The sequence below is a fragment of the Syntrophales bacterium genome (assembly GCA_023229765.1).
Classification (GTDB): Bacteria; Desulfobacterota; Syntrophia; order Syntrophales; family UBA5619; genus DYTH01.
This window is the reverse complement of sequence record JALNYO010000010.1, coordinates 366-26037: the sequence shown is the minus strand read 5'-3', so window position 1 is coordinate 26037 and position 25672 is coordinate 366. Positions and strand designations below refer to the sequence as shown.

At 46.2% G+C, this 25672-nt stretch carries 28 protein-coding genes and 1 pseudogene; 17 read left to right on the top strand and 12 right to left on the bottom strand.

The features are described from left to right. Nucleotides 1-337 precede the first annotated feature (337 nt). The 14 genes from M0P74_07360 to M0P74_07295 all read left to right on the top strand — a co-directional run bounded on the left by M0P74_07360 (nucleotide 338) and on the right by M0P74_07295 (nucleotide 13330). On the top strand, nucleotides 338-1000 hold the full coding sequence (locus tag M0P74_07360) for a nitroreductase family protein (GenBank protein MCK9363399.1): 663 nt from the start codon (nucleotides 338-340) through the stop codon (nucleotides 998-1000). Then, nucleotides 1001-1489, top strand: coding sequence for a hypothetical protein (locus tag M0P74_07355; protein MCK9363398.1), 489 nt, complete (start codon nucleotides 1001-1003; stop codon nucleotides 1487-1489). It begins immediately after the preceding gene. A gap of 88 nt (nucleotides 1490-1577) precedes the next feature. Further along, nucleotides 1578-2645, top strand: a complete 1068-nt coding sequence (locus M0P74_07350) for a TRAP transporter substrate-binding protein (GenBank protein ID MCK9363397.1) — start codon at nucleotides 1578-1580, stop codon at nucleotides 2643-2645. A 190-nt stretch (nucleotides 2646-2835) separates the two neighbouring features. Then, nucleotides 2836-3324 carry a TRAP transporter small permease gene (locus M0P74_07345; GenBank protein MCK9363396.1) on the top strand — a complete coding sequence of 163 codons (489 nt, stop codon included), beginning with the start codon at nucleotides 2836-2838 and terminating at the stop codon, nucleotides 3322-3324. Then, complete coding sequence (locus M0P74_07340; GenBank protein MCK9363395.1) at nucleotides 3311-4612, top strand: TRAP transporter large permease; 1302 nt, start codon at nucleotides 3311-3313, stop codon at nucleotides 4610-4612. Before M0P74_07345 ends, M0P74_07340 begins: the two co-directional genes overlap by 14 nt. 36 nt (nucleotides 4613-4648) lie before the next feature. Beyond that, complete coding sequence (locus tag M0P74_07335; protein ID MCK9363394.1) at nucleotides 4649-5071, top strand: VOC family protein; 423 nt, start codon at nucleotides 4649-4651, stop codon at nucleotides 5069-5071. Next, nucleotides 5068-6630, top strand: a complete 1563-nt coding sequence (locus M0P74_07330) for an acyl-CoA carboxylase subunit beta (protein ID MCK9363393.1) — start codon at nucleotides 5068-5070, stop codon at nucleotides 6628-6630. The genes M0P74_07335 and M0P74_07330 overlap by 4 nt, the downstream gene beginning before the upstream one ends. A 256-nt stretch (nucleotides 6631-6886) precedes the next feature. Beyond that, nucleotides 6887-8536 carry a methylmalonyl-CoA mutase family protein gene (locus M0P74_07325; GenBank protein MCK9363392.1) on the top strand — a complete coding sequence of 550 codons (1650 nt, stop codon included), beginning with the start codon at nucleotides 6887-6889 and terminating at the stop codon, nucleotides 8534-8536. A gap of 21 nt (nucleotides 8537-8557) precedes the next feature. Then, on the top strand, nucleotides 8558-8950 hold the full coding sequence (locus M0P74_07320) for a cobalamin B12-binding domain-containing protein (GenBank protein MCK9363391.1): 393 nt from the start codon (nucleotides 8558-8560) through the stop codon (nucleotides 8948-8950). Further along, nucleotides 8947-10605, top strand: coding sequence for an AMP-binding protein (locus M0P74_07315; GenBank protein MCK9363390.1), 1659 nt, complete (start codon nucleotides 8947-8949; stop codon nucleotides 10603-10605). The genes M0P74_07320 and M0P74_07315 overlap by 4 nt, the downstream gene beginning before the upstream one ends. A 455-nt stretch (nucleotides 10606-11060) precedes the next feature. Next, the gene (locus M0P74_07310) at nucleotides 11061-11987 is read left to right on the top strand and encodes an amidohydrolase family protein (protein MCK9363389.1); all 927 of its coding nucleotides are present in this window, start codon (nucleotides 11061-11063) and stop codon (nucleotides 11985-11987) included. A gap of 108 nt (nucleotides 11988-12095) precedes the next feature. Next, a complete protein-coding gene (gene tnpB / locus M0P74_07305) occupies nucleotides 12096-12431 on the top strand; it encodes an IS66 family insertion sequence element accessory protein TnpB (GenBank protein MCK9363388.1) in 336 nt (111 codons plus the stop codon). Nucleotides 12432-12476: 45 nt separating this feature from the next. Further along, complete coding sequence (locus M0P74_07300) at nucleotides 12477-12719, top strand: hypothetical protein (protein ID MCK9363387.1); 243 nt, start codon at nucleotides 12477-12479, stop codon at nucleotides 12717-12719. Between the two features lie 209 nt (nucleotides 12720-12928). Next, nucleotides 12929-13330, top strand: coding sequence for a response regulator (locus M0P74_07295; protein ID MCK9363386.1), 402 nt, complete (start codon nucleotides 12929-12931; stop codon nucleotides 13328-13330). A 39-nt stretch (nucleotides 13331-13369) separates the two neighbouring features. Here M0P74_07295 and M0P74_07290 read toward each other — a convergent pair whose 3' ends face one another. Continuing rightward, the gene (locus M0P74_07290) at nucleotides 13370-15337 is read right to left on the bottom strand and encodes an ATP-binding protein (GenBank protein MCK9363385.1); all 1968 of its coding nucleotides are present in this window, start codon (nucleotides 15335-15337) and stop codon (nucleotides 13370-13372) included. A gap of 387 nt (nucleotides 15338-15724) precedes the next feature. Here M0P74_07290 and M0P74_07285 point away from each other — a divergent pair, with 387 nt between their 5' ends. Beyond that, on the top strand, nucleotides 15725-15934 hold the full coding sequence (locus tag M0P74_07285) for a hypothetical protein (GenBank protein ID MCK9363384.1): 210 nt from the start codon (nucleotides 15725-15727) through the stop codon (nucleotides 15932-15934). 289 nt (nucleotides 15935-16223) lie between these two features. On the opposite strand, the gene M0P74_07280 is transcribed toward M0P74_07285, so the two are convergent. The 11 genes and pseudogenes from M0P74_07280 to M0P74_07230 all read right to left on the bottom strand — a co-directional run bounded on the left by M0P74_07280 (nucleotide 16224) and on the right by M0P74_07230 (nucleotide 24153). Continuing rightward, entirely contained in the window at nucleotides 16224-16736 is a 513-nt protein-coding gene (locus tag M0P74_07280) for a hypothetical protein (protein ID MCK9363383.1), read from the bottom strand. Between the two features lie 93 nt (nucleotides 16737-16829). Then, complete coding sequence (locus M0P74_07275; protein ID MCK9363382.1) at nucleotides 16830-17384, bottom strand: flavin reductase family protein; 555 nt, start codon at nucleotides 17382-17384, stop codon at nucleotides 16830-16832. A gap of 95 nt (nucleotides 17385-17479) precedes the next feature. Then, nucleotides 17480-18148 (bottom strand): annotated as a pseudogene (locus M0P74_07270) (MjaI family restriction endonuclease). A 24-nt stretch (nucleotides 18149-18172) separates the two neighbouring features. After that, nucleotides 18173-19411 carry a thermonuclease family protein gene (locus M0P74_07265; GenBank protein ID MCK9363381.1) on the bottom strand — a complete coding sequence of 413 codons (1239 nt, stop codon included), beginning with the start codon at nucleotides 19409-19411 and terminating at the stop codon, nucleotides 18173-18175. Nucleotides 19412-19573: 162 nt separating this feature from the next. Beyond that, a complete protein-coding gene (locus tag M0P74_07260) occupies nucleotides 19574-19870 on the bottom strand; it encodes a type II toxin-antitoxin system RelE/ParE family toxin (protein MCK9363380.1) in 297 nt (98 codons plus the stop codon). Further along, a complete protein-coding gene (locus M0P74_07255) occupies nucleotides 19860-20111 on the bottom strand; it encodes a type II toxin-antitoxin system Phd/YefM family antitoxin (GenBank protein MCK9363379.1) in 252 nt (83 codons plus the stop codon). Before M0P74_07255 ends, M0P74_07260 begins: the two co-directional genes overlap by 11 nt. Before the next feature lie 163 nt (nucleotides 20112-20274). Next, on the bottom strand, nucleotides 20275-20718 hold the full coding sequence (locus tag M0P74_07250; protein ID MCK9363378.1) for a DUF3465 domain-containing protein: 444 nt from the start codon (nucleotides 20716-20718) through the stop codon (nucleotides 20275-20277). A gap of 21 nt (nucleotides 20719-20739) precedes the next feature. Next, nucleotides 20740-21924, bottom strand: coding sequence for an MFS transporter (locus M0P74_07245; GenBank protein MCK9363377.1), 1185 nt, complete (start codon nucleotides 21922-21924; stop codon nucleotides 20740-20742). Nucleotides 21925-21946: 22 nt separating this feature from the next. Next, complete coding sequence (locus tag M0P74_07240) at nucleotides 21947-23104, bottom strand: HD domain-containing protein (protein MCK9363376.1); 1158 nt, start codon at nucleotides 23102-23104, stop codon at nucleotides 21947-21949. Between the two features lie 206 nt (nucleotides 23105-23310). Further along, nucleotides 23311-23499: a hypothetical protein gene (locus tag M0P74_07235; protein MCK9363375.1), complete on the bottom strand. Its 189-nt coding sequence runs from the start codon at nucleotides 23497-23499 to the stop codon at nucleotides 23311-23313. 99 nt (nucleotides 23500-23598) lie between these two features. After that, nucleotides 23599-24153, bottom strand: coding sequence for a hypothetical protein (locus M0P74_07230; GenBank protein MCK9363374.1), 555 nt, complete (start codon nucleotides 24151-24153; stop codon nucleotides 23599-23601). Between the two features lie 169 nt (nucleotides 24154-24322). Here M0P74_07230 and M0P74_07225 point away from each other — a divergent pair, with 169 nt between their 5' ends. Together M0P74_07225 and M0P74_07220 are read left to right on the top strand one after the other, a co-directional pair. Next, nucleotides 24323-25039 carry a site-specific integrase gene (locus tag M0P74_07225; GenBank protein ID MCK9363373.1) on the top strand — a complete coding sequence of 239 codons (717 nt, stop codon included), beginning with the start codon at nucleotides 24323-24325 and terminating at the stop codon, nucleotides 25037-25039. 184 nt (nucleotides 25040-25223) lie between these two features. Further along, on the top strand, nucleotides 25224-25672 hold a 449-nt coding region (locus M0P74_07220), incomplete at its 3' end, for a transposase zinc-binding domain-containing protein (GenBank protein ID MCK9363372.1).

Sequence of the window (25672 nt, the reverse complement as noted above, 5' to 3'; positions counted from 1 at the left end):
TGACGAGCAATATCTCCGCTCTTTTATCTGCTCAACAGCATTTAACCATTAGGAAAGATACTCCCAAATTTACCCCCTTCTTTTGGCATTCGATTTGCATTCATTATACAGAAAGATTATAAAGTTAAAAATAAAGAGGCAATTGCAAAACCATTTGTCATTCCCGAATGTCTCTATCGGGAATATGGTTTTTCAGGCAGTTAGAACCAGATTCCCGCTCAGAATCGTTGCGGGAATGACAAGAATGGGGAGTTTTGCAATTGGCTCTAAAGAAACAACAATAAAATAATTTAAGCTACCCGGTTAAGAATATTAAAAAGGGTTGGGAGGAAAGTGCATGGGCGACATTTTAGAGGTGATCAAAACCAGAAAGAGTATAAGACGCTATAAAACGGACCCGATACCAGATGAGATAATTGACAAGGTTTTGGAAGCGGCGCGCTGGGCGGCAACAGGTGAAAACTACCAGCCTTGGCGGCTTATCGTCATCCGGAAGCAGGAAACGAAAAACAGAATTGGGGATCTTGCAAAGCTGGGGAGCGGTTCCCGCATGACCGCCTGGCAATGCTTGGGAGAAATGCAGAAAAGGTTTGAAAATATTGAGGATCCCCTAAAAAGGGCTGAAGTTTTGCGATTCATGTATTCGGGAGAGGTTTCAGAGTTTGCCAAGCAGGCGCCGGTGATTATCGCTGTGATCGGGAGTCTCATGGAGGGATCGGTTGATGTTCCCTATGACCTCTCGGCGTGCGCTGAAAACATGCTTTTGGAAGCTCACTCGCTCGGGCTGGGCGCCTGCTGGGTGCACGGGCCGGTAGCCAGCACCAGGGATGCGGCCAAGTTCAAAAAGATATTAAAAATACCAACAGGAATGGGGGAGTACAAGGTCATTGCCTACATCGCTTTAGGTTGGCCCGCAGAAGCACGCAAACATCCGCGACCCAAAAAAAGCTTGGCAGAGATTGTCTATTGGGAAGAATTTGGGCAGAAGGAGAGAATGTAAATGGATAAATTAGAGTATTGCAATAATATGTTGGTCAGACTGGAGGAGCTTCTCTATCACGAACTTTCGGGCTGTGCCGCTTGGAAGGTGGAACTGGTGGGCGTTGATTTCATTCAGGCGAAGAATATCCAGGGAAGCAATGAAGACGAGGTGATTGCTCACTGCATTAAAGAGATCATTGCCGGTGGTCTGGTTGAGAAAATGGATTACTTGATAGCCGGGGAAGGCATTCTGCTTAGCCTCAAGATCAAAGGATGCATTCACCTTCCCAAGGAGAGCCGGCTAAAAAAGGACGGCATCAAACCCTATATTTGTCCTGTTGCCAATATGCTTTTGGATCAATTAATAGAAAAACTCAGCTATGAGACAACATATATGGCAAGCCTCGATATTGATGAAAAGGCAGGGGAGTGCAAGGTGAAATGTGCTATCTATAAAACCCCTGAAAAAATTGGTTTGATATCAGATTGGAATAAAGTAAAGTTGTAGAGCAAGGGGCAAGGCGGTGAAATGATATCCGTCAAGAGTCCGCGGAAAAGAGTTATTTCAATTATTTCTAAATAAGAGGAGGACCGGTATGAAAAATAAAGGAATCTTTGTCTCTCTGGTGTTAATCGCTGCATTGGCGCCTTCGATGGTTTGGGGCGCCGTACAATTAAAATTCTGTAATTACTTTCCCACTCCCTCTCAACAATCCAAAATCGGCGAGGTCTTCATTAAGGATATTGAGGCTCTCTCCAAAGGCCAATTGAAGATTACTTATTTCCCCGCGCAGACCCTGTTAACTTCCCCGAAAATGTACGATGGCGTATTTCAAGGCATTGCCGACATGGGCATCTCTCACATTGGCTATACGGTCGGGCGCTTTAAGGTAACCGAGACGCTTAACCTGCCGCTTGGCTTCCCCAATGCGTGGGTAGCAAATCATGTAGTGGACGACTTCTATAAGCAATTCAAGCCCAGGGAATGGGATAAGGTCCATGTGATTGCCCTGCATGCAGCGCCCGTTCAGGTAGTCATTTCAGCCAAGAAGCCTGTTTATAAAATGGAAGATTTGAAGGGGATGACGTTAAAAGGCCAGGGGTATGTGGGCGATGTCGTGACTGCCTTGGGTGCGACACCCAGACCTATTGGCGCGCCAGGAAACTATGAAGCCTTGCAAAAGGGAGTGCTTGACGGGTCGATTCTTCCCATGGAGACGCTGAAGGTGTTTAGATTAGCTGAAGTCGCGAAGTATGTGACTGAATCATGGGGTATCGGCCAGGTTGATGTTTTTTTCCTGGTGATGAACAAAGACTCATGGAACAAACTTTCCCCGGATATTCAGAAGATCTTTAACGAATATCCATTTCAGGAAAAACTTGCCGCCATGTGGAATGAAATAGATATTGTCGGGAAAAATTACGGCAAGGAGAAGGGGCTGCAATTTATAGAGTTGTCGAGTGCGGAGATGGCGAAATGGAAAAAGGCGGTTGAACCAGTGTTTGAAAAATATGTAAAAACAATGGTCGCCGAAGGACATCAAGAAAAGGATGTCCGGGAATGGATTAATTATGCAAGGATGAGAATTGATTATTGGACCAAAAAACAGATAGAATTAGGGATCAAATCATCTACCGGTCCGTCAGAGATTCGGATAAAGTAATTGTCGCCTAAGCTGTGTGCGGAAAATTCTTTTGATCATGAATGACAAGATAAACGAAATCGTTCATCCTCAGGTTACAAACTTGAGGATGAACGATAATCACTCTTAGCAGGCAGGCGCTGGCAAAGGGGAAATATTAGCTATGGCAAAGGAGCGGACATAAATGGGAAAGGGTGTCTTTATAAACCGGATGGATAAATTTACGAGGGGATTCAGTAGTTCCCTTGAGTGGATTGGAGTCGCAGGTTTTCTCTTGATGTTTCTTGCCAATTTTGTAGATGTGGTCGGGGCCAAGCTTTTCAAATGGCCTCTGCCGGGGGTTATTGAAATCATCAGCTTTTCTCAGGTCTTAGCCATTGCTTCTGCCTTGGCTGTTACCCTCGTCATTGGTATGCATATAAGAGTGGAGTTTATCGTTGACAGGTTCCCAAAACGCACCCGGGGGGTGATCACAGCTATCGGTTCATTTCTGTCATTGCTTCTCTTCGTTTTGCTTCTCTGGCGAAGCTATCTTTATGGCCGAACTTTGCAGATAGGGGGAGAGATAGGATCATCTATACCGGTTCCTTTCTATCCTTTTGCTTACTTTATTGCCTTCTCGTGCATTCCGGTCTGTTTGGTCCTGTTGATGGAAATCATCAAATCCTTAAGGGAGGCATTCGGCAATGGATCCAATTAGTGTAGGCATCATAGGGGTAGGCGCTCTCATTTTTCTCCTTTTGTTCAAGATGCCCGTTGCCTTTGCCATGGCTTTTGTAGGATTCATCGGGTTCTCTTATTTGAGTTCTTGGGATGCCGGTCTCAAAATTCTGGCCATGGACTTCTTCGAGCAATTCTCCAACTTCCAGATGAGTGCGATTCCGATGTTTGTCCTGATGGGCTCGTTTGCCTTTGCGGCGGGGATTGGAAAAAGGCTTTTTGATGCCGCTTATACAATCTTAGGTAATCTTCGCGGGGGGTTGACTTTTGCCACGGTTGTCGCCTCGGGCATGTTTGCTGCCATCTGCGGGTCGACAGCGGCTACTGCCGCCACGATCGGGAGGGTCGTTCTGAAAGAGATGAAGAGGTATCATTACGATGATTCCTTTGCCACGGGATGTGTTGCCAGCGCCGGCACGCTGGGTATTCTCATTCCTCCCAGCACGATCTTTTTAGTCTATGGGATCATGACGGAACAGTCCATCGGCAAGCTTTTCATGGCGGGTATTATTCCTGGCATCATTCTCCTCTTGCTGTTTCTTGTCGTGGTGGCTTTGATGGTCTGGCGGAATCCGGGCATTGCTCCGGCCGGGGGCGCAACTGATTTCAAGACAAAAAGGAAGGCTCTGTCCGGTATTATTGAAGCCCTGATTCTCTTTAGCCTCGTAATTGGCGGACTGTTTTTCGGATGGTTTACGCCGACCCAGGCGGGAGGCATTGGAGCCGCCGGGGCTCTGGTGATTGGCTTGGCAAGGCGGCAACTGAGTTGGCGGATATTTACCGAGGCCACGAAGGATGGATTATATATATCTTGCATGATTATCAGCATTATTACCGGTTCTATCGTATTTGGCCATTTCATGGCTGTGACGACGATTCCTTTTGTTTTGGCGGATTGGATTGAAACCCTTCCCCTGCCGCCCATGGTTATCATGGGGGTAATCATTTTCATGTACTTTGTAGGTGGTTGTTTCATGGACTCCATGGCTTTGATAGTGCTGACTGTTCCTGTCATATATCCGGTGGTGATGCGTCTTGGCTTTGACCCGATATGGTTTGGAGTCATTATTGTTTTGATCGCGGAGATGGGGGTAGTTACTCCGCCGGTAGGGGTCAATGTCTATGTCATCAAGGGAATTGCTCCGGATATTCCCCTCGAAAAGATTTTTAAAGGAATACTCCCCTTTCTGGCGGCCATGGTCGTTAACGCATTTATCATAATGGCTTTCCCCCGCTTGGCTCTCATCTTGCCCAATCTCATAAAATGAGCAGGCGGATATGCAGATAACTTCAGAAAGGACAACATGATGATCAAAGGCGTTTCTCACATCGGCATTGCGGTCGAGAATCTTGAAAATGCGATAGAACTCTATGGAAAACTTTTTTCCCGGGAAAGCTCGGCGCCGGAGAGTTTTGGAGAACTCCGTTTTTCTTTTATTTCTCTGGGAAATGCAGATGTTGAATTGCTGGAATCAACTGCCCCTGGGGGGGTAATGAGAAAGTTCATCGATAAAAGGGGAGAAGGGGTTCATCACCTCTCCTTTGAAGTGGAGGACATCCATGCAGAATTGGCGGAGCTGAAGGCGAAGGGGGTCCAACTCATTCATGAAAAGCCCTATTTGAACGCCCACAAGGATTTAGTGGCTTTTATCAATCCCAAAAGCGCCGGGGGGGTTTTGGTGGAACTTATACAATATATGGATAAGAAGGAGTTTGCAGAAAAATGACCCATAAACCTATGGATGAAGCGGTGCTAAAACTCGCCGCAATGGAGGAGAAGGCCCGGCTGGGGGGTGGGGCGGATAAGCTGGCGCAGCAGCGCAAGCTGGGGAAGTTGACTGCCCGGGAGAGGATTGAATACTTTTTTGATCCAGAAAGCTTTGTGGAGCTGAATATGCTCGCCGAGCACCAGTGCAACGATTTTGGCATGGAGAAGAAGCGATTCCTCGGAGACGGGGTGGTGACAGGTTATGGAACCGTCCAGGGGCGGAAGGTTTTTGCATACTCGGAGGACGCTACAGTGCTGGGCGGTTCGACTGGAAAGGTTCATGGCGCGAAGATTCATTATATTCTGAAGCTCGCCAGGGAAATGATGGTTCCCGTGGTCTGCCTTAACGACTCAGGCGGCGCAAGGATTCAGGAAGGGATGGATAATGTATATGGGATTACCCAGATATTCTACCAAAATGTGATGAATTCAGGCGTTATTCCGCAGATTGCCGCGATTATGGGAGATTGCACGGGAGGCTCTGCCTATTCAGCCGCGCTCTGCGACTTTGTGCTTCAGGTTGAAAAAACGTCTCATGTCTTTATCACGGGCCCCGCCGTAATCAAGGAGGTAACCGGAGAAGCGGTATCTTTTGAGGATTTGGGCGGAGCCAAGGTTCACAGCACCCGCTCCGGCGTGGACCACTTTACTGCGGCCAACGACCAAATTTGCCTCGATCTGATCAAGAAAATCCTCAGTTTTCTTCCCCAGAATAATAAAGAACGTCCCTCTTCAGAACCATCTTCGGATCCAAGCGATCGCAAAACTCCAGAATTGTTGGAGATTGTCCCCACGGATATGAAGAAATCTTATGATATGAAAAAGGTGATCAAGGCAATTGTTGACTCAGGGGATTTCTTCGAAGTTTCAGCAAGTTATGCTAGAAACATCATCATTGGCTGGGCGCGGATGGGCGGCAAGGTGGTGGGAATCGTCGCCAATCAACCCAGAATATTCGCCGGATGCATTGATATCGACGCCTCGGATAAGAGCGCTCGGTTTATCAGAACCTGCGATGCCTTTAATATCCCTTTGGTGAGCCTGGTGGATGTGCCTGGTTTTCTTCCCGGAACAAATCAGGAATATGCAGGGATCATCCGCCATGGAGCGAAGATGCTTTATGCCTGGGCGGAAGCCACCGTCCCCAAAATATCCTGTATTATCCGTAAAATGTACGGGGGGGCCATTCCCGCCATGGGTGTCCATCAAATCGGCTTCGATCAGGTTTTTGCCTGGCCCTCTGCCGAGATGCAGATGGTAGGCGCCGAGGCTGCCGTACAGATCTTGTACGGGAAAGAACTTAAGACGCTAAAAGATCCAGGTAAATTTCTCGCGGAGAAGATAGCGGAATATCAGGAAACTTATTTAACCCCCTATCATTCTGCTTCGCGATCGGTCATTGATGCGGTGATCCATCCGCAGGATACCCGCAAAAGAATAATCAGCGCTTTAAATCTTCTGGAAACGAAGCAGGATACAGGCCGCGCCTGGAAAAAACATGGCAATATGCCTGCCTGAGGGCAAAAAGCAGCCATCCTCAGGCTGCGGCGATGTTTTTCGGGACTTTTTTTAAATCAGGGGAGGTAATTGCAAAACTCCGTGTCATGCCCGAATGCTTTTGTCGGGCATCCATGATTTAAAATAGTTAAAAACTGGATTCCCGCCCAGAAGCGTTGCGGGAATGACAGCGTTGGGAGTTTTGCAATTGGCTCAGGGGATATTTTTTTAAGAGGGTCCGCTGAGCAAAAGACAGATTGCAGGCAAGGTGAGATTTATGGATGAGATAAAGAGAGAAAAAGAGCTATGGGAAAAGGATAAGCTCGCCAAAAATCCTGTTTCCCCGGCAAAAACTTCATCGGGAATTGAAGCAGCGGTGGTTTATACGCCCGCGGACCTTGAAGGTTCAGACTATCTCCAGGACCTGGGATTCCCGGGACAATTCCCCTTTACCAGGGGCATCTATCCTTCGATGTATCGCGGAAATCTTTGGTCCATGCGGCAATATGCCGGCTTTGCCGATGCAGAGGAATCAAACAGGCGGTTCAAATATCTTCTGGAGCAGGGACAGACGGGACTGAGTGTGGCCTTTGATCTCCCTACCCAAATGGGGTTTGATTCCGACAATCCGCTGGTCCGTGCGGATGTAGGCCGGGTGGGTGTGGCGATAGACACGCTGCGGGATATGGAGATCCTTTTTGAGGGCATCCCCCTCGATAAAATCACCACATCCTTCACCATAAACGCGACTGCGGCCATTATTTTGGCAATGTACCTTGCCGTGGCGGAAAAACAGGGAGTCCCTCTGTCCAAAGTGGGAGGAACCCTGCAGAATGAGATTCTGAAAGAATATATTGCCCGGGGGACGTTTATTTTTCCGCCCACACCCTCTATCCGGCTGGTTGTTGACATAATCGAATTTTGCAAAGACCGCGTTTCCCGGATGAATACCATTAATTTTTCAGGATACCATGTGCGCGAGGCAGGCGCCAATGCCATCCAGGAGGCAGCGTATTGTCTTTCCAGCGCGATAACCTATGTCGAAGAAGTGCTCAAACGGGGGATCGGCATCGATGATTTTGCCCCCCGGATTGCCTTTCATCTCATTGTGGGGTTGGATTTCTTTGAGGAGATTGCCAAGATCAGGGCAACCCGCCGATTGTGGGCAAGGATCGCTAAAGAAAGATTTAAGTCAAAGAACCCTAAATCGATGATGCTGAGGCTTTTCTGCGGTTCGTCAGCGCGGGAAGCAACATCCAAGGAGCCTCTTAACAATATCATCCGGGCAACAATTGATATGATGGGGATTGTTTTTGCCGGCGCTCAGTCAGCCAGCATCCTGAGTTACGATGAAGCCTACACGATTCCCACAGAGGAATCGGCGCTGCTCAGCCTGAGAACGCAGCAGATCATCGGCTACGAGACAGGAATTGCCAATGTGGCTGACCCCCTGGGAGGTTCCTATTATTTGGAGAGCCTTACCAACAGGATGGAGCAAGAGATCAAAGCCGTGATTGATGAGATAGATGCGGCGGGAGGCATGCTGCGCTGTATTGAAACAGGGAAAATTCAGATGGATGTACTGAAAAGCGCATACGAAATTGAGAAGAAAAAGCAAAGCGGGGAGAGGGTAATTGTCGGTGTGAACAAATTTGTCGATGAGCAGAAACAGGATGAGGAAATTGTCCTGACAAACATAGATCTCAATATGAGCAGGCAGCAGGTAGAAAGATTGAAGCGGGTAAAGGCGGAAAGGGACAACAAGAAGGTAGAAAGGGCATTGCTGGTTTTGGAAGAGAAGGCAAAAAGTGCAGAGAATCTGGTTCCCTTCATTCAGGACGCCGTCAAAGAATATGCGACAGTGGGGGAGATCAGCGACACGCTGAGGAAGATTTTTGGAGAGCATCAAGAGTCGGTTATTCTGTAATATAGCAAGGAGAGTGAATCCATGATTCGAGTTCTCATCGGGAAACCTGGACTGGATGGTCATGACAAAGGCGCCAAAACAGTAGCCATGGCGCTAAAAAATGCCGGTATGGAAGTGATCTATACCGGTCGCCACCAAAAAGTGGAGCAAATCATTAACGCCGCCATTCAGGAAGGCGTCGATATCATAGGTTTGAGCATCCTGTCGGGCGTTCACTTGGAGGTTGCCGAAGAACTGCTGGCCAAGTTGAAGGAAAGAGGCGCCGAGGGAATCCCTTTGGTCATAGGCGGAGTGATTCCTAAAAAGGATATTCTTTTATTAAAGGCGCTGGGAGTGGCGGAAGTATTCCCGATAGGCTCTTCCTTTGATGAAATCATAAATAAGGTAAAAGCGATCGCAGGCAAGGAGGAATGATGAAATACTTAGCGGGATTTACCCCTTACAACCAAGAGGATGCGGAAAAATACACCCGTTTGCGCTGGTGGTCTGGGCTGACTTTGGGCGACATACTGGATAAGGCGGCAGATATTTATCCGAAAAAAGAAGCATTGGTGGATGATATGAGTCGGCTTACCTATTCCCAGGTCAGGGAGAGGGTCAACCGGTTGGCTGTCAGCCTACAGAAACTTGGGATAAAAACAACGGAGCGGGTATTGCTCCAACTGCCGAACTGGCAGGAGTTCGTTTATTCCTATTTTGCCCTCCAGAAGATCGGTGCTATCCCGGTTTTATTGATCGACAAGTATCGGCCCTATGAAATTAATCACCTTTTCCGCCTCACCGGCGCAACCTCCTGGATTGTCCCCGAGAAATACAAAAAGACCGATTATATACCCGTGATAAAAGATGTATGGAAAGATAATCCGCAAATTAAAAATGTTATTCTCGTGAGGGGAAGAAAACACGAGAATATGTTTAATCTCGACGAGATGATGGAACAAACCGAGCTCACAGAAGAAGAGCTTGTCAGTTTGGCAAAGAGTCGGCCTGATCCCATGCAGGTAGCCCATATGGGGCCTACGGGAGGGACTACCGGTTTGCCTAAAGTCGTTCCCCGCACCCATAACAGCCTGATCTGCGGCATCGAATACGCGGCCAGAGCATGGGAAATGGATGTTCATGACACCTGCCTGCTTGCAGGTCCAATCGGGCATGACCTGACATTCACCAAGGGCCTCGGCGGGAGTATTTTCACTTTTGGAAAAATGGTCTTTTTGGATTCCCTGGGCATGGAGGATGTATGCCAAAAGATTCAACAGGAGAAAGCGACCGCAATTGTCTGGGTTCCTACCTTGGCCAAAAGATTAATCGATTCCGAGTGTCTCAAGGATTATGACTTAAGTTCGTTAAAAAAGATGCATTGCGGGGGCGGGGTGAGCATGCCGGAGATCATCAAAGGGGTGCGGGAAAAGCTCGGGGTTGTCTTTTTTAACGGTTATGGCGGCACAGAGGGTCAGTCCACGATAACCCGTTCCGATGATGATCCCCAGATTTCCCTCCACACTGTTGGCAGACCCACTTGCCCCTATGATAGTTATAGGGTAGTTGATGCAACCGGCAAAGAACTTCCTCCGAATACTTCCGGAGAGCTGCTCATCAAAGGGCCGGGCGTGTTCACCGGCTACTATAAGGCGCCCGAAGAGAATAAAAGGGCTTTTAATGAAGAGGGATGGTTTGGAACAGGCGATGTTGCCAGGATTGACGAATCAGGAAACGTTACGATCACCGGGCGTCTCAAGGAGATGATTAACCGGGGCGGCGAAAGCATCAGCGCTACCGAAATCGAAAGCCTGCTCGTTGGTCACCCCGGGGTTGCCGTTGTTGCAGTGATTCCCATGCCTGATCCGGTGATGGGCGAGAGGGTTTGCGCCTATATTCAACCCAGGCAAGGGGCCGATCTAACATTCGATCAGATCATTGCGTACTTGAAAGAAAGAAAGGCGTCTGTCCTACAATTCCCTGAAAGAATTGAATTCATAGCGGAAATGCCGTTCACGAAGGCGGAAAAACTGGACAAAAGCTCATTAGTGGACGATATTAAAAAGAAGCTTAATTACGTTTCGGCCTGAGAGCTTCAACGATGCCAATAGAGTGCTGGTTGTGAGCGCTGCATCGCTATTATTCATGCGTTAAACTTAATGAGGGTCGGAAAGCCTCATTGCGAATTTAAAGGGAAAGTATCAGTTTGGATACGGAATGCAATAAAGCAAAATTTAAGGAGATGAAAGGAGATAATTTATCACTGCTGTCCCAAGGCTAATCTAATAGATTCAGCTGGCCGCTGGGGCAGTCCACCTGAATAGGGGATTTTCCGTTTTAAAGTACTCAATACAATGGTTTTTTTCGAAAAGGGTAAGCCTTAAAATCTGTATAATAGTGGTGATATTTTAAGAATAGATTGACAAGAAGTAGCCGATCATCGGAATAGATGGATTTAGAGAGGCCTTTTTGTTTTAGTTAGTGAGGTGTTTACAGGAATGGTTTCGGGATTGACTCATTATTAGAAGAATATAAGGAGGAAAAAATGATTATTGATGCACATATGCACTTGAGTGGACCTGGCTGGGTAAGAAGCAAGTATTTAAAGTTTGTCTGGACGATGTACATTACTGAGTATAACCGGGTGCATCGTACAAAAAAGACTGCTACCGATTTCCGGGATATGTTGATGAAAATGGAGCCGTCGGTGGTTGATCCCGAAGGCGATCATGTGGTTGAAATGATGGATAAGGCAGGGGTTGATAAGGGAGTCATTTTCGCTGTGGATTGGGCTGCTATCACGGGAGAGCCAAAAGTTCCCGTAAGAGAGCAGAATAAAGCCCATGCCGATGCCGCAAAGAAACATAAGGGGCGGTTCATTCCGGTTTGTGCACTTGATCCCAGACGCGGAAATGCTCTTGACCTCGCGAAAGAGGCCATTGAAGATTGGGGGATGAGAGGCTTTTACTTCATGCCGCCCTCCGGATTTCGCCCTGATGATCCGATTTGCTTCCCCATTTATGAAAAATGCATCGACTGGGGAGTGCCGATGATCATTCACTCAGGAAAGGAAATCGCCCATTGGGACTACAATCATCCTGTGATTATCGCCAATACAGCCCTCAGATACCCTGAACTCAAGATTGTGATTGGCCACGCAGGTACAAGAATATACAGGCGTGAAGCGATCGAGGCTGCCGTAATACCCAATGTCTATTTAGATTTTTCGGAGTACCAGGGGTTCTGGCGCTTAAACCCTGACAATTTTTATCAATGGTTGAGAGAGGCAATCGATAGTGTGGGGCCCGAAAAGATTCTGTTTGGCAGCGGGTTTCCTAATCCGAACGTTATGACTCCAGAAGCGGAGTGGGTGAGCGCCATCAAAGAACCGAAAACCGATATTAAGTTCACGGAAGAGGAGTTGGAGTTTGTATTAGGAAAATCTGCAGAAGCCGTCTTTGAAACCAAATAAAAAGAATGGATTCAAGATTCGGGGATGAGGCAGCCTGGCCGCCTCATCCCCGAAATTATCCCTGACAACCCTGCGCCTTGTCGTTGAAACGCTGAACGGTGGCTTGCGATGTTCGGCACGACGTCGGCCACCCGCATCTATCTGTTCCGCGGTGTCTGCGACATACGCAAATCATTCGAAGATCTGTGTGGCATTGTCCGTTCCGATCCGGATGAAGACCCCCTGTCCGGTTCCCTGTTCGTCTTTGTCAACCGCACCCGCGGGATGGTCAAGTTCCGCTACTGGGATCGGGACGGCCTTGCCCTCTGGGACAAACGCCTGGAGCGGGGCCATTTCACTCTACCCAAAATATGCCCTGCTGATGGCCTCATCGAGCGGCGGGATTTGTCCATGCTACTGGCGGGGGCGTGCCGAAAAAAGTGGGGAAAAGATGTCCAATATTAACATAAATTACTAATATAACATATCTTATGTGCTATAAATACAAAAATGATATCGACACTCTCACAGGCCATGGAGCTCATCACGCAAAAAAAATTACAGCTCCTCGAAATCACCGTGCAGAAGGATGCCCATATTGCGGAGCTCACCCGTAAGCTCGAAAAATTACCCAGGTGGCAGTTAACCAAACTTCAGAATCAGATGGAACAAATGCTCCGGCGCTTTTATGGCTACAAATCGGAGCGGATCGATTCCAACCAGTATTTGCTGTCAACGGTCTTTTCAAAGTGAGCCATTTGGGTGGTCAATTTTGGGTTATCACTACTCCCCTTACCTGGTCAATTTTCGGTTATCATAACCAAAGGCGCCAAGCCCGCTGATTGCTCTGCCCGGTTTGCCGGTAAGTGTTATATTTTTTGGCTTGACAATAGGAGGGATAAGCTAGATTAATAAGACCGAGTATTTATAAACTTTCCGAGTAATTATAAGGAGGCCGCACTATGGGAGAGAAAACCATCCTGGTAGTAGAAGACAACGCAATGAACATGAAACTCATGCGGGCTGTTCTCCAGACGGGAGATTATCAGATACTGGAGGCAGAGGACGCGGAAACCGGACTTCGTCTGGTAAGGGAACATCATCCGGATCTCATTCTTATGGATATTCAGCTTCCGGGCATGGACGGCTTGAGCGCTGCCAGGATCATCAAGAATGACCAGGAATTAAAAGACATTCCCATTTTCGCTTTAACCGGCTTTGCGATGGAAAGCGACAAAGAAAAAGCAATCGATTCAGGGCTTGTCGGTTATATCGTAAAACCATTTTCCGTAAAGGGATTATTGGACACCATCGCCAATTATTTCAATGAACATGCGGATAAAGAGCAAGCTTACGGGCATTAAATTTTTGCCGTTTTACCGTTAATATGTTTATCGATGGCTTCATTGAAGCGGCAGGGTAAAGCGAAAAGTTGAGCCCTTTCCCAGACCCTCACTTTCCACCCAAATCCTGCCACCGTGCATTTCAACCAAGTTCCTGGTAATGCTCAATCCCAAACCCGTTCCGGGATACTTGCTGCTCAACGGACTTTTTAATTGGGAAAAAGGCACGAAAATTTTCTCTATATCCTCTTTCCGGATGCCTATGCCGGTATCAGCCACGCTTATTTCCAGTTCACGGCGAACAGATTTTTCCACTGCTTGATTTTGCCCCTCTTGAGCGGCAATTCTTGTCCTGAGATAAATATTGCCGCCATCATCGGTAAATTTGACGGCATTTGATAAGAGGTTGTAAATAACCTGTTTCAATCGGAATAAGTCGCCGGTTATCGTTTCGGGAATTTGGTCTATTTCTACCGACAAATGAATATGACGATGCGGCGTTTTATCAATAATGATTTTAGCACTTTGTTCCAGCAGGTCTTTTACGTTTATTCCGGTGGGATTCAGCTCGAGCTTGCCGGCCTCAACCTTGGATACGTCGAGAATATCGTTGACTAAAAAGAGCAGGTGCTGGCTGCTTTGATAAACATCCGTAAGGTATTCTTCCTGTGTGCTGTTCAGGTCGCCGAAATTTCCCCCCAGCAGCAACTCGGTGAATCCCATGATGTGGTTCAGCGGCGTTCTGAGTTCGTGACTCATATTCGCGAGGAATTTACTTTTTGCGGCATTCGCAGCCTCTGCAGCGATTTTTGCCTGATAGAGCTGTTCAGACCGTTTCCTTTCCGAAATGTCACGGGTTACGCCCAGCAGCCCAACAGCCTTTCCTGCTCCATCTCTCAAAAATGATACCCGCACCTCCGCCCAACTGCTTGGGCCATCTTTACAATTTTGCAACAATTCAAGACTTACGGATCGATTGGGATCATAATGGCCCGCAGTCTCTTTTGCCAGCTCCTCGGCCAGCAGCCGGGAGACTCTCTCTAAGGATTCCGGCACCAGGGTTGCTTCGATAGGCATTGCCTGTGCCTCCTCCACCGAATAGCCTCGCATCCCCTGCACCGAAGGGCTGACATAGGTAAACTGCAAGGTGTCGAGACTCATTGTCCAGATCGTATCCGTCACATTTTCGGCAAGGAGGCGATATCTGAGTTCTGAAGACTGCAATTCAGCCATATAGCTCTCCAACTGCTGCTTTGATTCTCTAAGACTGTTGTTGGCCGTCTCCAGTTCCAGTGCCAGTTTTCTTACTTCATCGTATTTTTCCTGAATCGCCAGGTTTGTCTCCTGGAGATCATCGATCGCTTTTCGGTAAACATTGTATCGCTGAAATATGCGCTTCCAGAGGGGCGGCAGGTCTTTTGACGCCCAGCTTACCCGGTAGAGACATCCCTTGCTGCCGTACACCGGCTTGTCAGGCCAGATTCTGTCCCCATATTTTCCCGACGTCACCTGACATTCGATTTCCTCGACATCAGCCAGGGGCATGCCAAATATGGTAGGGATGCCGGCCAGAACCCCCCGGGTGTAGTCGCAGTCATGACGGGTTTTTTGCGCGCTGTCATGGTATCGGTCTTCCAAAACAACACAGGAATCGCCAACTTCATGGATATAAACATCACCGTTGGCTTTAAGGAGTTTGTTGTACTTGGGGGCCTGCGTGTAGATTAGTTTCGGATTGCCGATGAGCCGGGCAATCCAGTCCAGAAGGCCCAGGGATTGGAATTTTTTTGAGGCCAGCGCCATTTTGTACACCGGGTTCTTATCCCCGAGGATGTCTATCATCCGAGCGTAGAGGATGTGCAGGAATTGATGGGAGACCCAGTTGTTTGTATCGGAGAGATATTTTTCATCCAGTTCCAGACCGTCCAGGAGGTTTCCCAGTGACTTGTTGACATCCCGGACATACATGAGCAAAGTGCGCGTTATCCGACAGCTTATCTCCCTGGGCATCGCTAACTTCAACTCCATTTTATCAAACCCCGCTCCCTTCTGCCAATCGCCATTCGCGGCGCTCACCTGCGGAGCAGGCGGCGAACCGCAGGTTCGACGGCTGAGCCGACAGGTGAAGTGCCTTGTTCCGGCGCAAGGCGACGGGACAAGGCCGAACGAAGTGAGCGCCGCGATTCCTGACGACGCAGTCGCCAGGAACAAGGGATTATATAGATCCGGCCCAATACCGTCCTTCGCTATTACACGGCAACATTTATCTAAGGCGGGATGACGCCCGCAACCCCATGACCAGAAAATTACCACCGGCAAAGGAATGTGTAACAACTCAATATACAAATAGTTTTCGCCATACATGAAAATTTGCTTGTTTTTTATATCAGGTTTTTGGGATTAAGTCACTAATCGATGCTGGCCGTAACGGTTTATGACCTGTATAAAAACGGCGCCGTCTTCTCCGTCTCGCAGCTCAATTACCTGGCAGTCGGGTTTTTGACCTCCTTTATCGTCGCTTTGGCGAGCATCAAATTTCTGATCCGCTTCGTACGGAACCATACGCTCATCCTCTTTGGCATTTACCGTATCGCCCTTGTCCTCGTCTGGTTTGCGATCTTTTGACCGGTCATTTTTGACGAGCTCGTCAGTCTTTGCAGCGATATTTTCAAATTGATTGATCTGAACGGACCCATCGGGAACGGTGGCCATGATTGCAAATACAAAAAAAAGAAATCAATTTTATCAAATTTTATCGATTATCGGTGGAAATATGCGACAGCCAATGCTCAAATTTCACCATGCGCTGTCCTTGACTCGAAGATCCGGAACAAAAAGTTTTGGGATTAACTAACCTGTCAAAAAATCGTCGCGGATTACAGGCGTGAGCTCGTGGATGAAAGCGCTCCCTGCACTACCTGATCGGCGGGCACCTCAGTTCTATCCTCGTGCCTCCCCCCGCCTCAGCACGGACCCTTATGCCGTTCTTCTTTTGATCACGTCCACATTGCCACTCGGCAAAGTAATCCTTCGCGCAACCAGTTGCCGGATCACCTAAAACTCTATAATCAATTATGTACTCGCACGTTGATTTTCCATTACAGACCTCGGCAAGTTGATTGGTCACATTCCCGTAAGGAGCTCTGCAGTTCTTTCCGTAGGTAGCAGAGATAACATTTATGCGGGCATCCTTCCAGTCGTCGTGGTCACCCCCTCGGCCTTCGCTAACGAACACCCTTCTGCCTTTCTGGAATTCAATCTGCTTTATCGATTTGGACGGTCTATCTAATTCAACTCTAATTCTTTGGGTAGCCCCATCATTATACAGTAAAACCATGGAATCATCGGCGGCCATCACTCCCGAAGCAGGAAACACCAAAGCTGCCAAAACCAAAGCGCAAGCGGTGAACATTTTAAGATAAGTCATAATAGACACTCCTCAGTTACCTCCTCCGAATGAAGAAGGATTATTTTCGTACATGTTGAGCATATAAAAAAGGTGGTAAGTCTGTCAACAAAATTAATCCAGGCAGAGTAGACCATCTGGGATTTTTGAGTGCATCATTTCCTTTCGGTCCAACTTACGCCCATCCACGATAAAAGTTCCATCGCCAACTGCGTGAACAGTTCGCTTCTCCTTTCGTGAATTATCAAAGTACGCCGCAATGCCTTCGAGGACGACGATATTGTGCTTCTTGACGATGTCGACAACTTTGCACTCGATATTCGCCATGCATTCTTTTATCAAGGGCGCTTCGACATGCTTTCCCTTCACAGGGGTCAGCATGAACTTTTCAAATTTGTCTGTATCAGCGCCGGAACATGTTCCCACTCCAACGATCTTATCAAGCATGTCAACAGTGGGAATTGCAATAACACACTCCTTCGTTTTACTAAGAGCAGCAAAGGAATAGTTCCAGGAACCAGTGGTCATGGCAAATATCGGCGTAAAGTCCACCACCATTGTCCACGAGATCGTCATTATATTGTTCTTCTTCCCGTCATGTGTCGTAACAAGAACAACTGGACCAGATTCGATCAACGTAAACACTTTACTGATCTGCATTTTTCTCATGTGCGCACACGCTCCTCTCCTTGCCCAACGCTTGAGCTAAGCGGCGTGGCGGCAGTTCCGCCACGTCCGTTCTAAGCGATTTGTCGGGCGGGTATTTATTTCTTCAGTCGTTCTATTTCCTTTCGAATCTGTTCAATCACTTCTATATTCCCGATTTCTCCATCCAAGCTGAAGACTATAAATACTTTGCCGCCGTATTGCTCTTCAAATCCTGCGAAACTGTTTTTCATTCTTTCAGTTGGAGAATAATTGCCGAAGTTTGCTTTCGCTGTCAATGGCTTGATTTGAATTCCAAATGCTCTATTATCAACTTTTGCCACATAGTCGATGTCGCCCGCGTGGTCAAGTTCAGAATCTGATTCCTCAAAAATTATGTCTGGAAATATTTTGGCTAATCCGTCATTAACAACAGACTTTTCCCGAAGGAAACCGTCAAATGTCCTATTGACGGTAAGATTGTAAATGTAATCAATGCAATCCTGAAGCGTCAGTTAACTGAAGGCCGCTTGCCATTCAGGAATAACTACTTCTGTTATTTTCTCGTAAAGCCATTCGCCAAGTTCCCGCAAAGACTCTGGGGAAATTTTGGTCGGCGCCTTTGAGACTGTATATGCGTTTTCAAAATACCATCGTTCCCATTCTTGAATTGTTTTTGGCTGGCATTCCCTAATAAGGGCCCTCACCACTCCGACTTTATTGGGCCTTGATAACTGGTAAGTTTGGTTGGCATAGTTCAGGACTTTTTCCTTTTTGCCAAATTCCATGGAATATCTTTGTTTTTTTACCATTTAATGCCTCTGCAGGTTTAGAAATTTATCTTTGTATTTAAAGTCAGTTAAACTGTCAACGTCAACCAAACCTTCCTTGATTATATGGGCATTGATAAAAGTCTTGTTCTGCAGATATAGATAACAAAGAAGGTTGTTCCCTTCATCATATTTCTGATTGTCGAACTTTATAAATACTTTTTGGCTCCTTGTTTTTTCGATAAGAAATCTGATCGCCTGTCCATTGGTCGCCCCGTTTTCTTTTACACCGATAAGGCGAACAGACAAATCATTATCCAGCTTCAACAACTCCGGACTGATTACTTCTTTTACGGAATAGTAAACTTCTCTTTCACCGCTGTCTTTATCAATTTTTGAACCGAATAGAAGCTTCTTCGGGTCCATCTTCTTATCGAGTTTGTGAGGGTCTTTGAAGATATAGGGGAGCTTTTCGATTTCCTGATTCAGGTTGTTTTTAACGCTATCCTTGAGAAATACGTATTCGGTAGATGCAATATCGGATTGCCCCACATTCAGCCTATTTTTAATTATTGGAAGAAAGGCCGAATTGATTTCATAGCCGACAGAATTACGACATAGATTTCGGGCGGCAAGTGCAGTTGTCCCACTGCCGAGGAACGGGTCCAAAACCGTCTCACCGGAAAAAGAAAACATCTTTATCAGGCGGGCAGGCAACTCTTCCGGAAACATGGCAATGTGTCCGTCCTGCTTTGCCCCTGCAAAGTACCAATGTCCCGAAAAAAAAGTATTCCAGTCGTCTTTTGTTATTATTGAATACTCTTTTTGTTCCTTAGTCGGCGCTGGCGCAATGCCTTGTTTCTTGAAAAGCAGAATAAATTCATAATCGAGCTTCAAAATGCCATTTCGGGGATATGGAAAACTGCCCATTATCGTGGCGCCGCCGGTCGTATTGCAGGTGGTGACTTTCTGCCAGATGACGGCCCCCATATAGTCGAACCCTAAGATTTCACAAAATTTAATTATTTCGGTTCTTATTGGGATCACTTTATACCGCCCATAATAAACTGCCCGGGCGAACTGGTCTCCGATATTGATGCAAAGTCGGCAGCCGGGGTGTAATACCCGATGGCACTCCTTCCAGACGAGGTTCAGATTATTGATATAACTTTCATAACTTTCGTGATAACCGATTTGATCTTCAGTCCCATAGTCTTTTAATTGCCAGTATGGCGGGGATGTGATTACCAAATGAATTGATTTGTCGGATAGGCAGTTCATTTGTCGGCTGTCGCCGTTTATTATTTTATGAATAGTTTTCAATGAGTTCTCCATTGCCTATAGTGCAATATAATCTGTTTATGTCTTGCGCCCAACGAAAAAATCAGCGGGAGCCGGGTGCAACCCGGCGATCCGCTGGATTGCCTCGTTAGCAATTTTTCATTATTTTTTGGTTCTTTGTTGAGCTTGCCTGTAAACTTCGCCTTTGTCTCTTTTCCCAACTGCAATAACCATAACACATATTTCTTGGTCGATTACCTCATAAACAAGGCGATATCCGCTTGCTCTCAATTTTATTTTATAGTGGTTCTCAAAGCCTGAAAGCTGGCTCGCTTTGATATGTGGCTCTTGGAGACGTTCTTTTAATTTTTTCTTAAATTGTGACTGAATGGAGCCGTCGAGTTTTTCCCATTCCTTTAGGGCTGTGGGAATAAATTTGAGCTTGTATTTATAATTCATCAACTTTCACTTCAATGGCAGAAATTTTTTCATTTTGCCTTTCTTTTACAATCAGACCCAGTTGATAGTCCTCGATTTTTTCCATAAGTTGCTCATAAGTTTCAGCCGGAATGAGATATGCCGTCGGTCTGTTATGATTGAGAATGGCTATTGGTTCGCCCTCTGCCAGGTCAATAAGGGCACTCGGATTCTTTTTTAATTCGGAGATACTTGCTGAGCAATTTGCTAGAACGGTTTTCATGTTTGCACCATAGTTGATTTTAAATGACGAGATAAATTATGGTCATATTTTAGGTCTTAAATGCTTAATAGGTCAAGTACTTTTTTTATTGCTAACGATTGAGCTCGCTGGTTTTTACGGAGCGCAGCGGAGTAAAAATCCAGTGTAGTGATTTGTTACACGATTATTGATATATTTTCCCACCATGATTTAACCAACCACCCTCATGACGACCGCTGGGGTCATGGTGGGTCCAATGTACCACCCCACCTTTAGAGTTCCATTCGTATTCGCCATAGAAGTTAATATGATCGCCTACGTTAAGAGTGCCAATTCTTGGTGCAATATCAATATTATGCGCAATTAAAAGAGTTTGGCCGGAATTTAGCTCAATAATAAATTTTTGGTGCCGACTGCCTTTTATGTCATCTGGCAAAATTTTTACTACTTTACCTGAACCGCCAACTTGAATGTTACTTTGGTTATTTTTGAAAGCCTTCTCAATAGATAGGTCACTCGTAGAAATTTCAGAACCAAAAGACGTACCAATAGAAAAGAACTTTGGTGCTTTTTGTGCGAATCCGTAGACTGCTATAACAACGATAAAAATGAGTAAGAGTTTTTTCACTTTATGTTCCTACCTGATTTGTTAAACGCTTTTATTTCCTTTACCCGCTTTTTGTGGCAATCCGAAAGCGAGTATCAGCGCTGATAAAAGTGAGAGGCTTGCCCCTAACGCGAAAGGAACCACAGAGCCGAATGTATTCCAGAGAAGTCCGGCTATGATACTTGCCGGAAGGAGTGCAATTCCCACAATCGTTGAATGAAGACCGAGCATGGTTCCTTTCAATTCTTTTGGTGCGATTTCTGAAACAAAGGCACGTTCGACACCTGCCGTCATCGCGGTGAATATTCCGTATAACGCGAATGCGGCGACTATGATTGTCTTATTCGGAGCCCAGGCAAAGCCGGCATATACAAGCGCGAAAGTCAGGTAACCGGCAACTAATAGATGTTTCCGCCCGATGCGGTCTGATCTCTTGCCGAACGGTATGGCGAACAGTGACGATACCATGTTATATACGAAGTAGAGAAGCACTATAGATGCAGGATCGAAGCCCACGTTCCCGGCCTTGAGGAGCAGGAAGGCATTCGATGAGTTCCCGAGTGTAAATACGAAGACAACTACAAGATAAAGTTTTAAACGCTTATCAAGATTCTTTAGCCCGTGGAAAACATGAAGCGGTTCCCTGGCTTCACATGATTCCCCTGTTTCTTTGATAAAGATAAACATGACAAGCGAAGCAATTGCCGGAATGCACGAAAGCAGGAATAGTTGTTTGTAGGCGTACTCTCCCTTCCATGTCATCATGATGAAGAAAGCTATCAGTATTCCGGCAGCAGAACCGGCCATGTCCAGCGCTTTATGAATACCGAACGAATGTCCAAGTTTATCTGAGTCACAGCTTTCGCTCACAAGTACGTCACGAGGTGCTGTCCGTACGCCTTTACCAAAACGGTCTATCATCCGCGCTGCAAGGATACCCTGCCAGGAACCGGCAATGACAAGAGCCAGCTTGTACACCAGACCGGCTGCGTAACCGAAAAATGCAATGGGCTTTTTCTTCTGGTACTTGTCTGTAATATAACCGCTGAATACTTTAAGGATGCTCGCAAGGCTTTCCGCAATTCCTTCGATCACGCCGACAAGGGCGGGTGTTGCACCGAACACTGTCGTCAGATACAGAGGGAGCAATGGATAAACCATCTCCGTGCTTAAATCCGCAAAAAAACTAACTAACCCGAGTAAAATTACATTATATTTAATTTTCATTTGTCCTGTTTAACGCTGCTAATCAGCCGCGTGTCTTTGCGTCGGCTGTATTAGCCTTGTTGGACATTGATAATTTTCTATCGAAAGATAATTCCTCTGGCAAAGATATTTCTTTCATACATTTTAGGGCATATAGGTCTGTCATGCCGGCAACGTAATCTCGAACTATTATAGTTGCACCAGCCCTCTCCTCATCATATATCTTTTCCATCTTTTCCAAATACCACCCAAACCTTACATCAAGAGGACATGGGCTATTATAATAAGATTGAATATTAGAATCCCATTTATCGTAAAGATTGAGTAGATAATCAAAAATCTCAGTTATTATTCTCTCACAATATTTTCCATATCTTGTGATTTTTTCATTAGAATATATTCTAGCAACACTAAATTTATACAGTTCCAACAAAACTTTGTACTTCGAATCTGAGAAAGCTATTTGCTCTTCCTTTTTTGAATTTGTTATTACATCAACCACCAAATTATCAATAATTTCCCCGTTTGATTCTCCCAATTCATTCTGTATGATTTCTGGTATCTCTTTCTTTTCTAAAAAACCGCCATCAATTGAATCTTCTAAGTCCCTTCCTAAATATGCGATACGATCTGCCATACGAGTGATACAGCCTTCCCAGCTTGAAGGCAATTTATCCCTCTTTTTGATATTGATAAGATCCAATACTTCGGATCTTGGTTGTATTTTTTGATCTGGTGCCTCACCACAATGACAAATTATACCGTCTCGCACACCATATGTAAGGTTTAAACCTACTCCTCTGCTACCAAGGACATCAGCAACTCTTAACCCATGTATTTCATGAATAAAGCCACCGATATCCTTACATTTTGAGTTCAAAGCAGTTTCGCCCGCATGCCCAAAAGGAGCATGACCTAGATCATGTCCCAAGCCAATTGCGTAGGCCATATCTGCATTCAAACCCAAACCTTTTGATATCGTTGCCGCAATAGTGGCTACATGTAAGGAATGCTCAATCCTAGTACAGATGTGATCATTATTGGGTGAGAAATATACCTGCGTTTTGTGTTTTAGCCTCCGATATGGCATCGAATGAATTATAGCTGTTTGATCTCTAAAGTAATCTCCGCGCACATCTTCATCTCTAGCATGGAGCCTTTCTTTATACTGCTCCTCTTTTAATGGATTTTCAAAAGGCATAGTCACTCCTTAAAATCTGATTAGTGTCCCTAACGCCGGAGGTCAGCGGCAGGCGCTTTTGCCTGTTCGCTGTAGTGATTGGTTATCTATCTTTTTAACATACTTTTAACATAAGGAGGCAATTTACATGAAGGAGAAAAACATTAAAAAGTTTAAGCTAATAATCCCCATTTTTGTTGATGGTAAAAAAATTAAGACAACAAAAGTTAGGGTTTCAAAACAGAGGTAGATTTTGTAACTTTTCCATTATCTACAGTTAGGACAAGATTAACAATGGCGGAAGTTTCAAAATTAACTTGGAATTCAATGTCTAAACTAATTGTACCACTTACATTATTGGGGAAAGTGTGTTGTAAGTTTACTAAATTAATTCCTGTATTAATAGTTACATCCATTTTGTTTCTCCTTTTGTTTGTTGTTGGTTCAATTATTCTTTAGATAACGAAAAAATCAGCCGGAGCGCAGCGATCGGCTGTATTGATTTTGTTGGATGTTTATTTGCGTTCAGTAGATGTCGGGACAATTTCTAAGGATTCTCCAAATTCAAAATGACCATCAATAACATCTTCTTTACAATATGTTACTTGCTGAACAACAGTTGTACCGCTCACAGCGTCCGAGACTCTCAGAGTTACAAGTATTCTTTGATTTGAATGCGATAGTAATTCCATAACATCAAATTCTGGTTCAGATCGATATATCTGTTCTGGTGTAAGCCCCCAAGGACGGGACGTTTGCCTCTCAGGAGTAAGCGTAGCGGTTTCGGAATTGGAGATTGGAAATATATATAGCGCCCTTGAAATCTTACCGCCAGGCACTTCTAGAAGATCACAGACCCAGGCCTTAAACGTTATGCCAATTACTTGGTTCTTCCCCTTATTTAGAATTTTAAACCGGACTATATGCTTTCCTGTCGCTGCGTCTTTCGTCATAGAGACTTTACTAGCAATCGCTACTTTAGGTCGCTGCCAGCGGAGATACAGCCAGAATACCCAACAAGCAATTACGCCGAATATGAAACCTAATAATATGCTAATTGCCAATTCCATTTTATTCCTTTTAATCCAACATACGGCTCACTGGGAGCCGGCTTTTTCGGCGATCCAGTGCAGCCGATGGTTGGACGAAGCCGCTACGCGGCGGAAAAACATTTTAAATAAGTGTATAACTCCCAGCGTTGCCCAATTCCGGGTGCCATAAAAACAAGGGAGGTATACCATGAATCAAACGGAAACGAATCGATTTAACGAACTTTATCAACATCATCTGCGCATGCTCAAGCTCCAGGGCAAAAGTCAAAAGACCATTGATGCCTACGCGCGCGCCGTGCGCCGGATGAGTGAACAATTCGATTGTTGTCCCGATCAATTGACCCCGGAGCAACGAGAACAATATTTTTCCGACCTTGTCAAGTCCCATTCCTGGAGTACCGTCAAAGTTGACCGCAATGGCCTGATGTTTTTCTGGAAACATGTCCTTAAACAAGACTGGCAGTGGGTTAATATCGTCAAAGCCCCCAAAGTATGTTCACTGCCCGATATTCTCACCGTCGCCGAAGTTGAGCGACTGATCGGCGCAACCCGTAATATGCGCTACCGGGTCTTTCTGCTGGCAACCTATTCCATGGGTTTGCGCCTCTCCGAGACCCTGGCCTTGCAAGTAGGCGATATCGACTCTAAGCGCAAACTGGTTCATATCCGCCGCGGTAAGGGACTCAAGGATCGTTTCGTCCCATTGCCGGATCTGACCTATCAAGGATTGCGCGCCTTGTGGCGCAAACATCGCAACCTCTGCTGGTTATTCCCCAATGCCGTTGGTTCACCCGAGCGGATTCGCAACGCTACCACGCACATGGATCGCGGCGGCGCCCAAGCTGCCATGAAAGCCGTGGTGAAGCAGTGCGGCATTAAAAAAAAGTCTCGATTCACTCCCTGAGGCACGCCTTCGCAACCCATCTGCTTGAAAATGGCTTAAGTCTTCGCCATATCCAGGCCCTGCTCGGTCACAGCAGCCCCACCACTACAGTACGCTACGCACATTTAACCGACACTGCCGAACAAAATGCATTTGCCACCATCAACGGGCTGATCAATACCCTCCACGTCGATTTAAGGAGGATATGATCATGCACATCGCCTCTATCCTCGACCAATATCACGATGCCTTTCAGGCTAAATACGGCTCACGGCTTTTACCCAGCCATCTTTACGCAATCGCAGCGATCAGCCGATGCCGGACACCGCAAGCCGGGCAGATGCTCGTGCAGTGCACTGACTGCGGTTACACCACATGGCGGCCCCGTTCCTGCGGGCACCGCAACTGCCCACAATGCCAGAATCATGAGACTTCCCTTTGGCTCGATCGCCAACATGACAAGCTCTTACCGGTTGAATACTTCATGGTTACCTTTACGCTTCCCTATGAGATGAGACTCCTGGCGTGGGATAACCAAAACCGCATTTATGACCTTCTTTTTGCATGCGCTTCCAGCACCCTGAAAGATTTTGGCTTAAATCCCAAAAATCTTGGCGCCGACATCGGCATGACCGCAGTGCTGCATACGCATAG

Bases quoted from the DNA above. Each gene is read 5' to 3' on its own strand.
- M0P74_07360 (MCK9363399.1), top strand. From the start codon at position 338: ATGGGCGACATTTTAGAGGTGATCAAAACCAGAAAGAGTATAAGACGC.
- M0P74_07355 (MCK9363398.1), top strand. From the start codon at position 1,001: ATGGATAAATTAGAGTATTGCAATAATATGTTGGTCAGACTGGAGGAG.
- M0P74_07350 (MCK9363397.1), top strand. From the start codon at position 1,578: ATGAAAAATAAAGGAATCTTTGTCTCTCTGGTGTTAATCGCTGCATTG.
- M0P74_07345 (MCK9363396.1), top strand. From the start codon at position 2,836: ATGGATAAATTTACGAGGGGATTCAGTAGTTCCCTTGAGTGGATTGGA.
- M0P74_07340 (MCK9363395.1), top strand. From the start codon at position 3,311: ATGGATCCAATTAGTGTAGGCATCATAGGGGTAGGCGCTCTCATTTTT.
- M0P74_07335 (MCK9363394.1), top strand. From the start codon at position 4,649: ATGATGATCAAAGGCGTTTCTCACATCGGCATTGCGGTCGAGAATCTT.
- M0P74_07330 (MCK9363393.1), top strand. From the start codon at position 5,068: ATGACCCATAAACCTATGGATGAAGCGGTGCTAAAACTCGCCGCAATG.
- M0P74_07325 (MCK9363392.1), top strand. From the start codon at position 6,887: ATGGATGAGATAAAGAGAGAAAAAGAGCTATGGGAAAAGGATAAGCTC.
- M0P74_07320 (MCK9363391.1), top strand. From the start codon at position 8,558: ATGATTCGAGTTCTCATCGGGAAACCTGGACTGGATGGTCATGACAAA.
- M0P74_07315 (MCK9363390.1), top strand. From the start codon at position 8,947: ATGATGAAATACTTAGCGGGATTTACCCCTTACAACCAAGAGGATGCG.
- M0P74_07310 (MCK9363389.1), top strand. From the start codon at position 11,061: ATGATTATTGATGCACATATGCACTTGAGTGGACCTGGCTGGGTAAGA.
- tnpB (MCK9363388.1), top strand. From the start codon at position 12,096: ATGTTCGGCACGACGTCGGCCACCCGCATCTATCTGTTCCGCGGTGTC.
- M0P74_07300 (MCK9363387.1), top strand. From the start codon at position 12,477: ATGATATCGACACTCTCACAGGCCATGGAGCTCATCACGCAAAAAAAA.
- M0P74_07295 (MCK9363386.1), top strand. From the start codon at position 12,929: ATGGGAGAGAAAACCATCCTGGTAGTAGAAGACAACGCAATGAACATG.
- M0P74_07290 (MCK9363385.1), bottom strand. From the start codon at position 15,337: ATGGAGTTGAAGTTAGCGATGCCCAGGGAGATAAGCTGTCGGATAACG.
- M0P74_07285 (MCK9363384.1), top strand. From the start codon at position 15,725: ATGCTGGCCGTAACGGTTTATGACCTGTATAAAAACGGCGCCGTCTTC.
- M0P74_07280 (MCK9363383.1), bottom strand. From the start codon at position 16,736: ATGACTTATCTTAAAATGTTCACCGCTTGCGCTTTGGTTTTGGCAGCT.
- M0P74_07275 (MCK9363382.1), bottom strand. From the start codon at position 17,384: ATGAGAAAAATGCAGATCAGTAAAGTGTTTACGTTGATCGAATCTGGT.
- M0P74_07265 (MCK9363381.1), bottom strand. From the start codon at position 19,411: ATGAACTGCCTATCCGACAAATCAATTCATTTGGTAATCACATCCCCG.
- M0P74_07260 (MCK9363380.1), bottom strand. From the start codon at position 19,870: ATGAATTATAAATACAAGCTCAAATTTATTCCCACAGCCCTAAAGGAA.
- M0P74_07255 (MCK9363379.1), bottom strand. From the start codon at position 20,111: ATGAAAACCGTTCTAGCAAATTGCTCAGCAAGTATCTCCGAATTAAAA.
- M0P74_07245 (MCK9363377.1), bottom strand. From the start codon at position 21,924: ATGAAAATTAAATATAATGTAATTTTACTCGGGTTAGTTAGTTTTTTT.
- M0P74_07240 (MCK9363376.1), bottom strand. From the start codon at position 23,104: ATGCCTTTTGAAAATCCATTAAAAGAGGAGCAGTATAAAGAAAGGCTC.
- M0P74_07235 (MCK9363375.1), bottom strand. From the start codon at position 23,499: ATGGATGTAACTATTAATACAGGAATTAATTTAGTAAACTTACAACAC.
- M0P74_07230 (MCK9363374.1), bottom strand. From the start codon at position 24,153: ATGGAATTGGCAATTAGCATATTATTAGGTTTCATATTCGGCGTAATT.
- M0P74_07225 (MCK9363373.1), top strand. From the start codon at position 24,323: ATGAATCAAACGGAAACGAATCGATTTAACGAACTTTATCAACATCAT.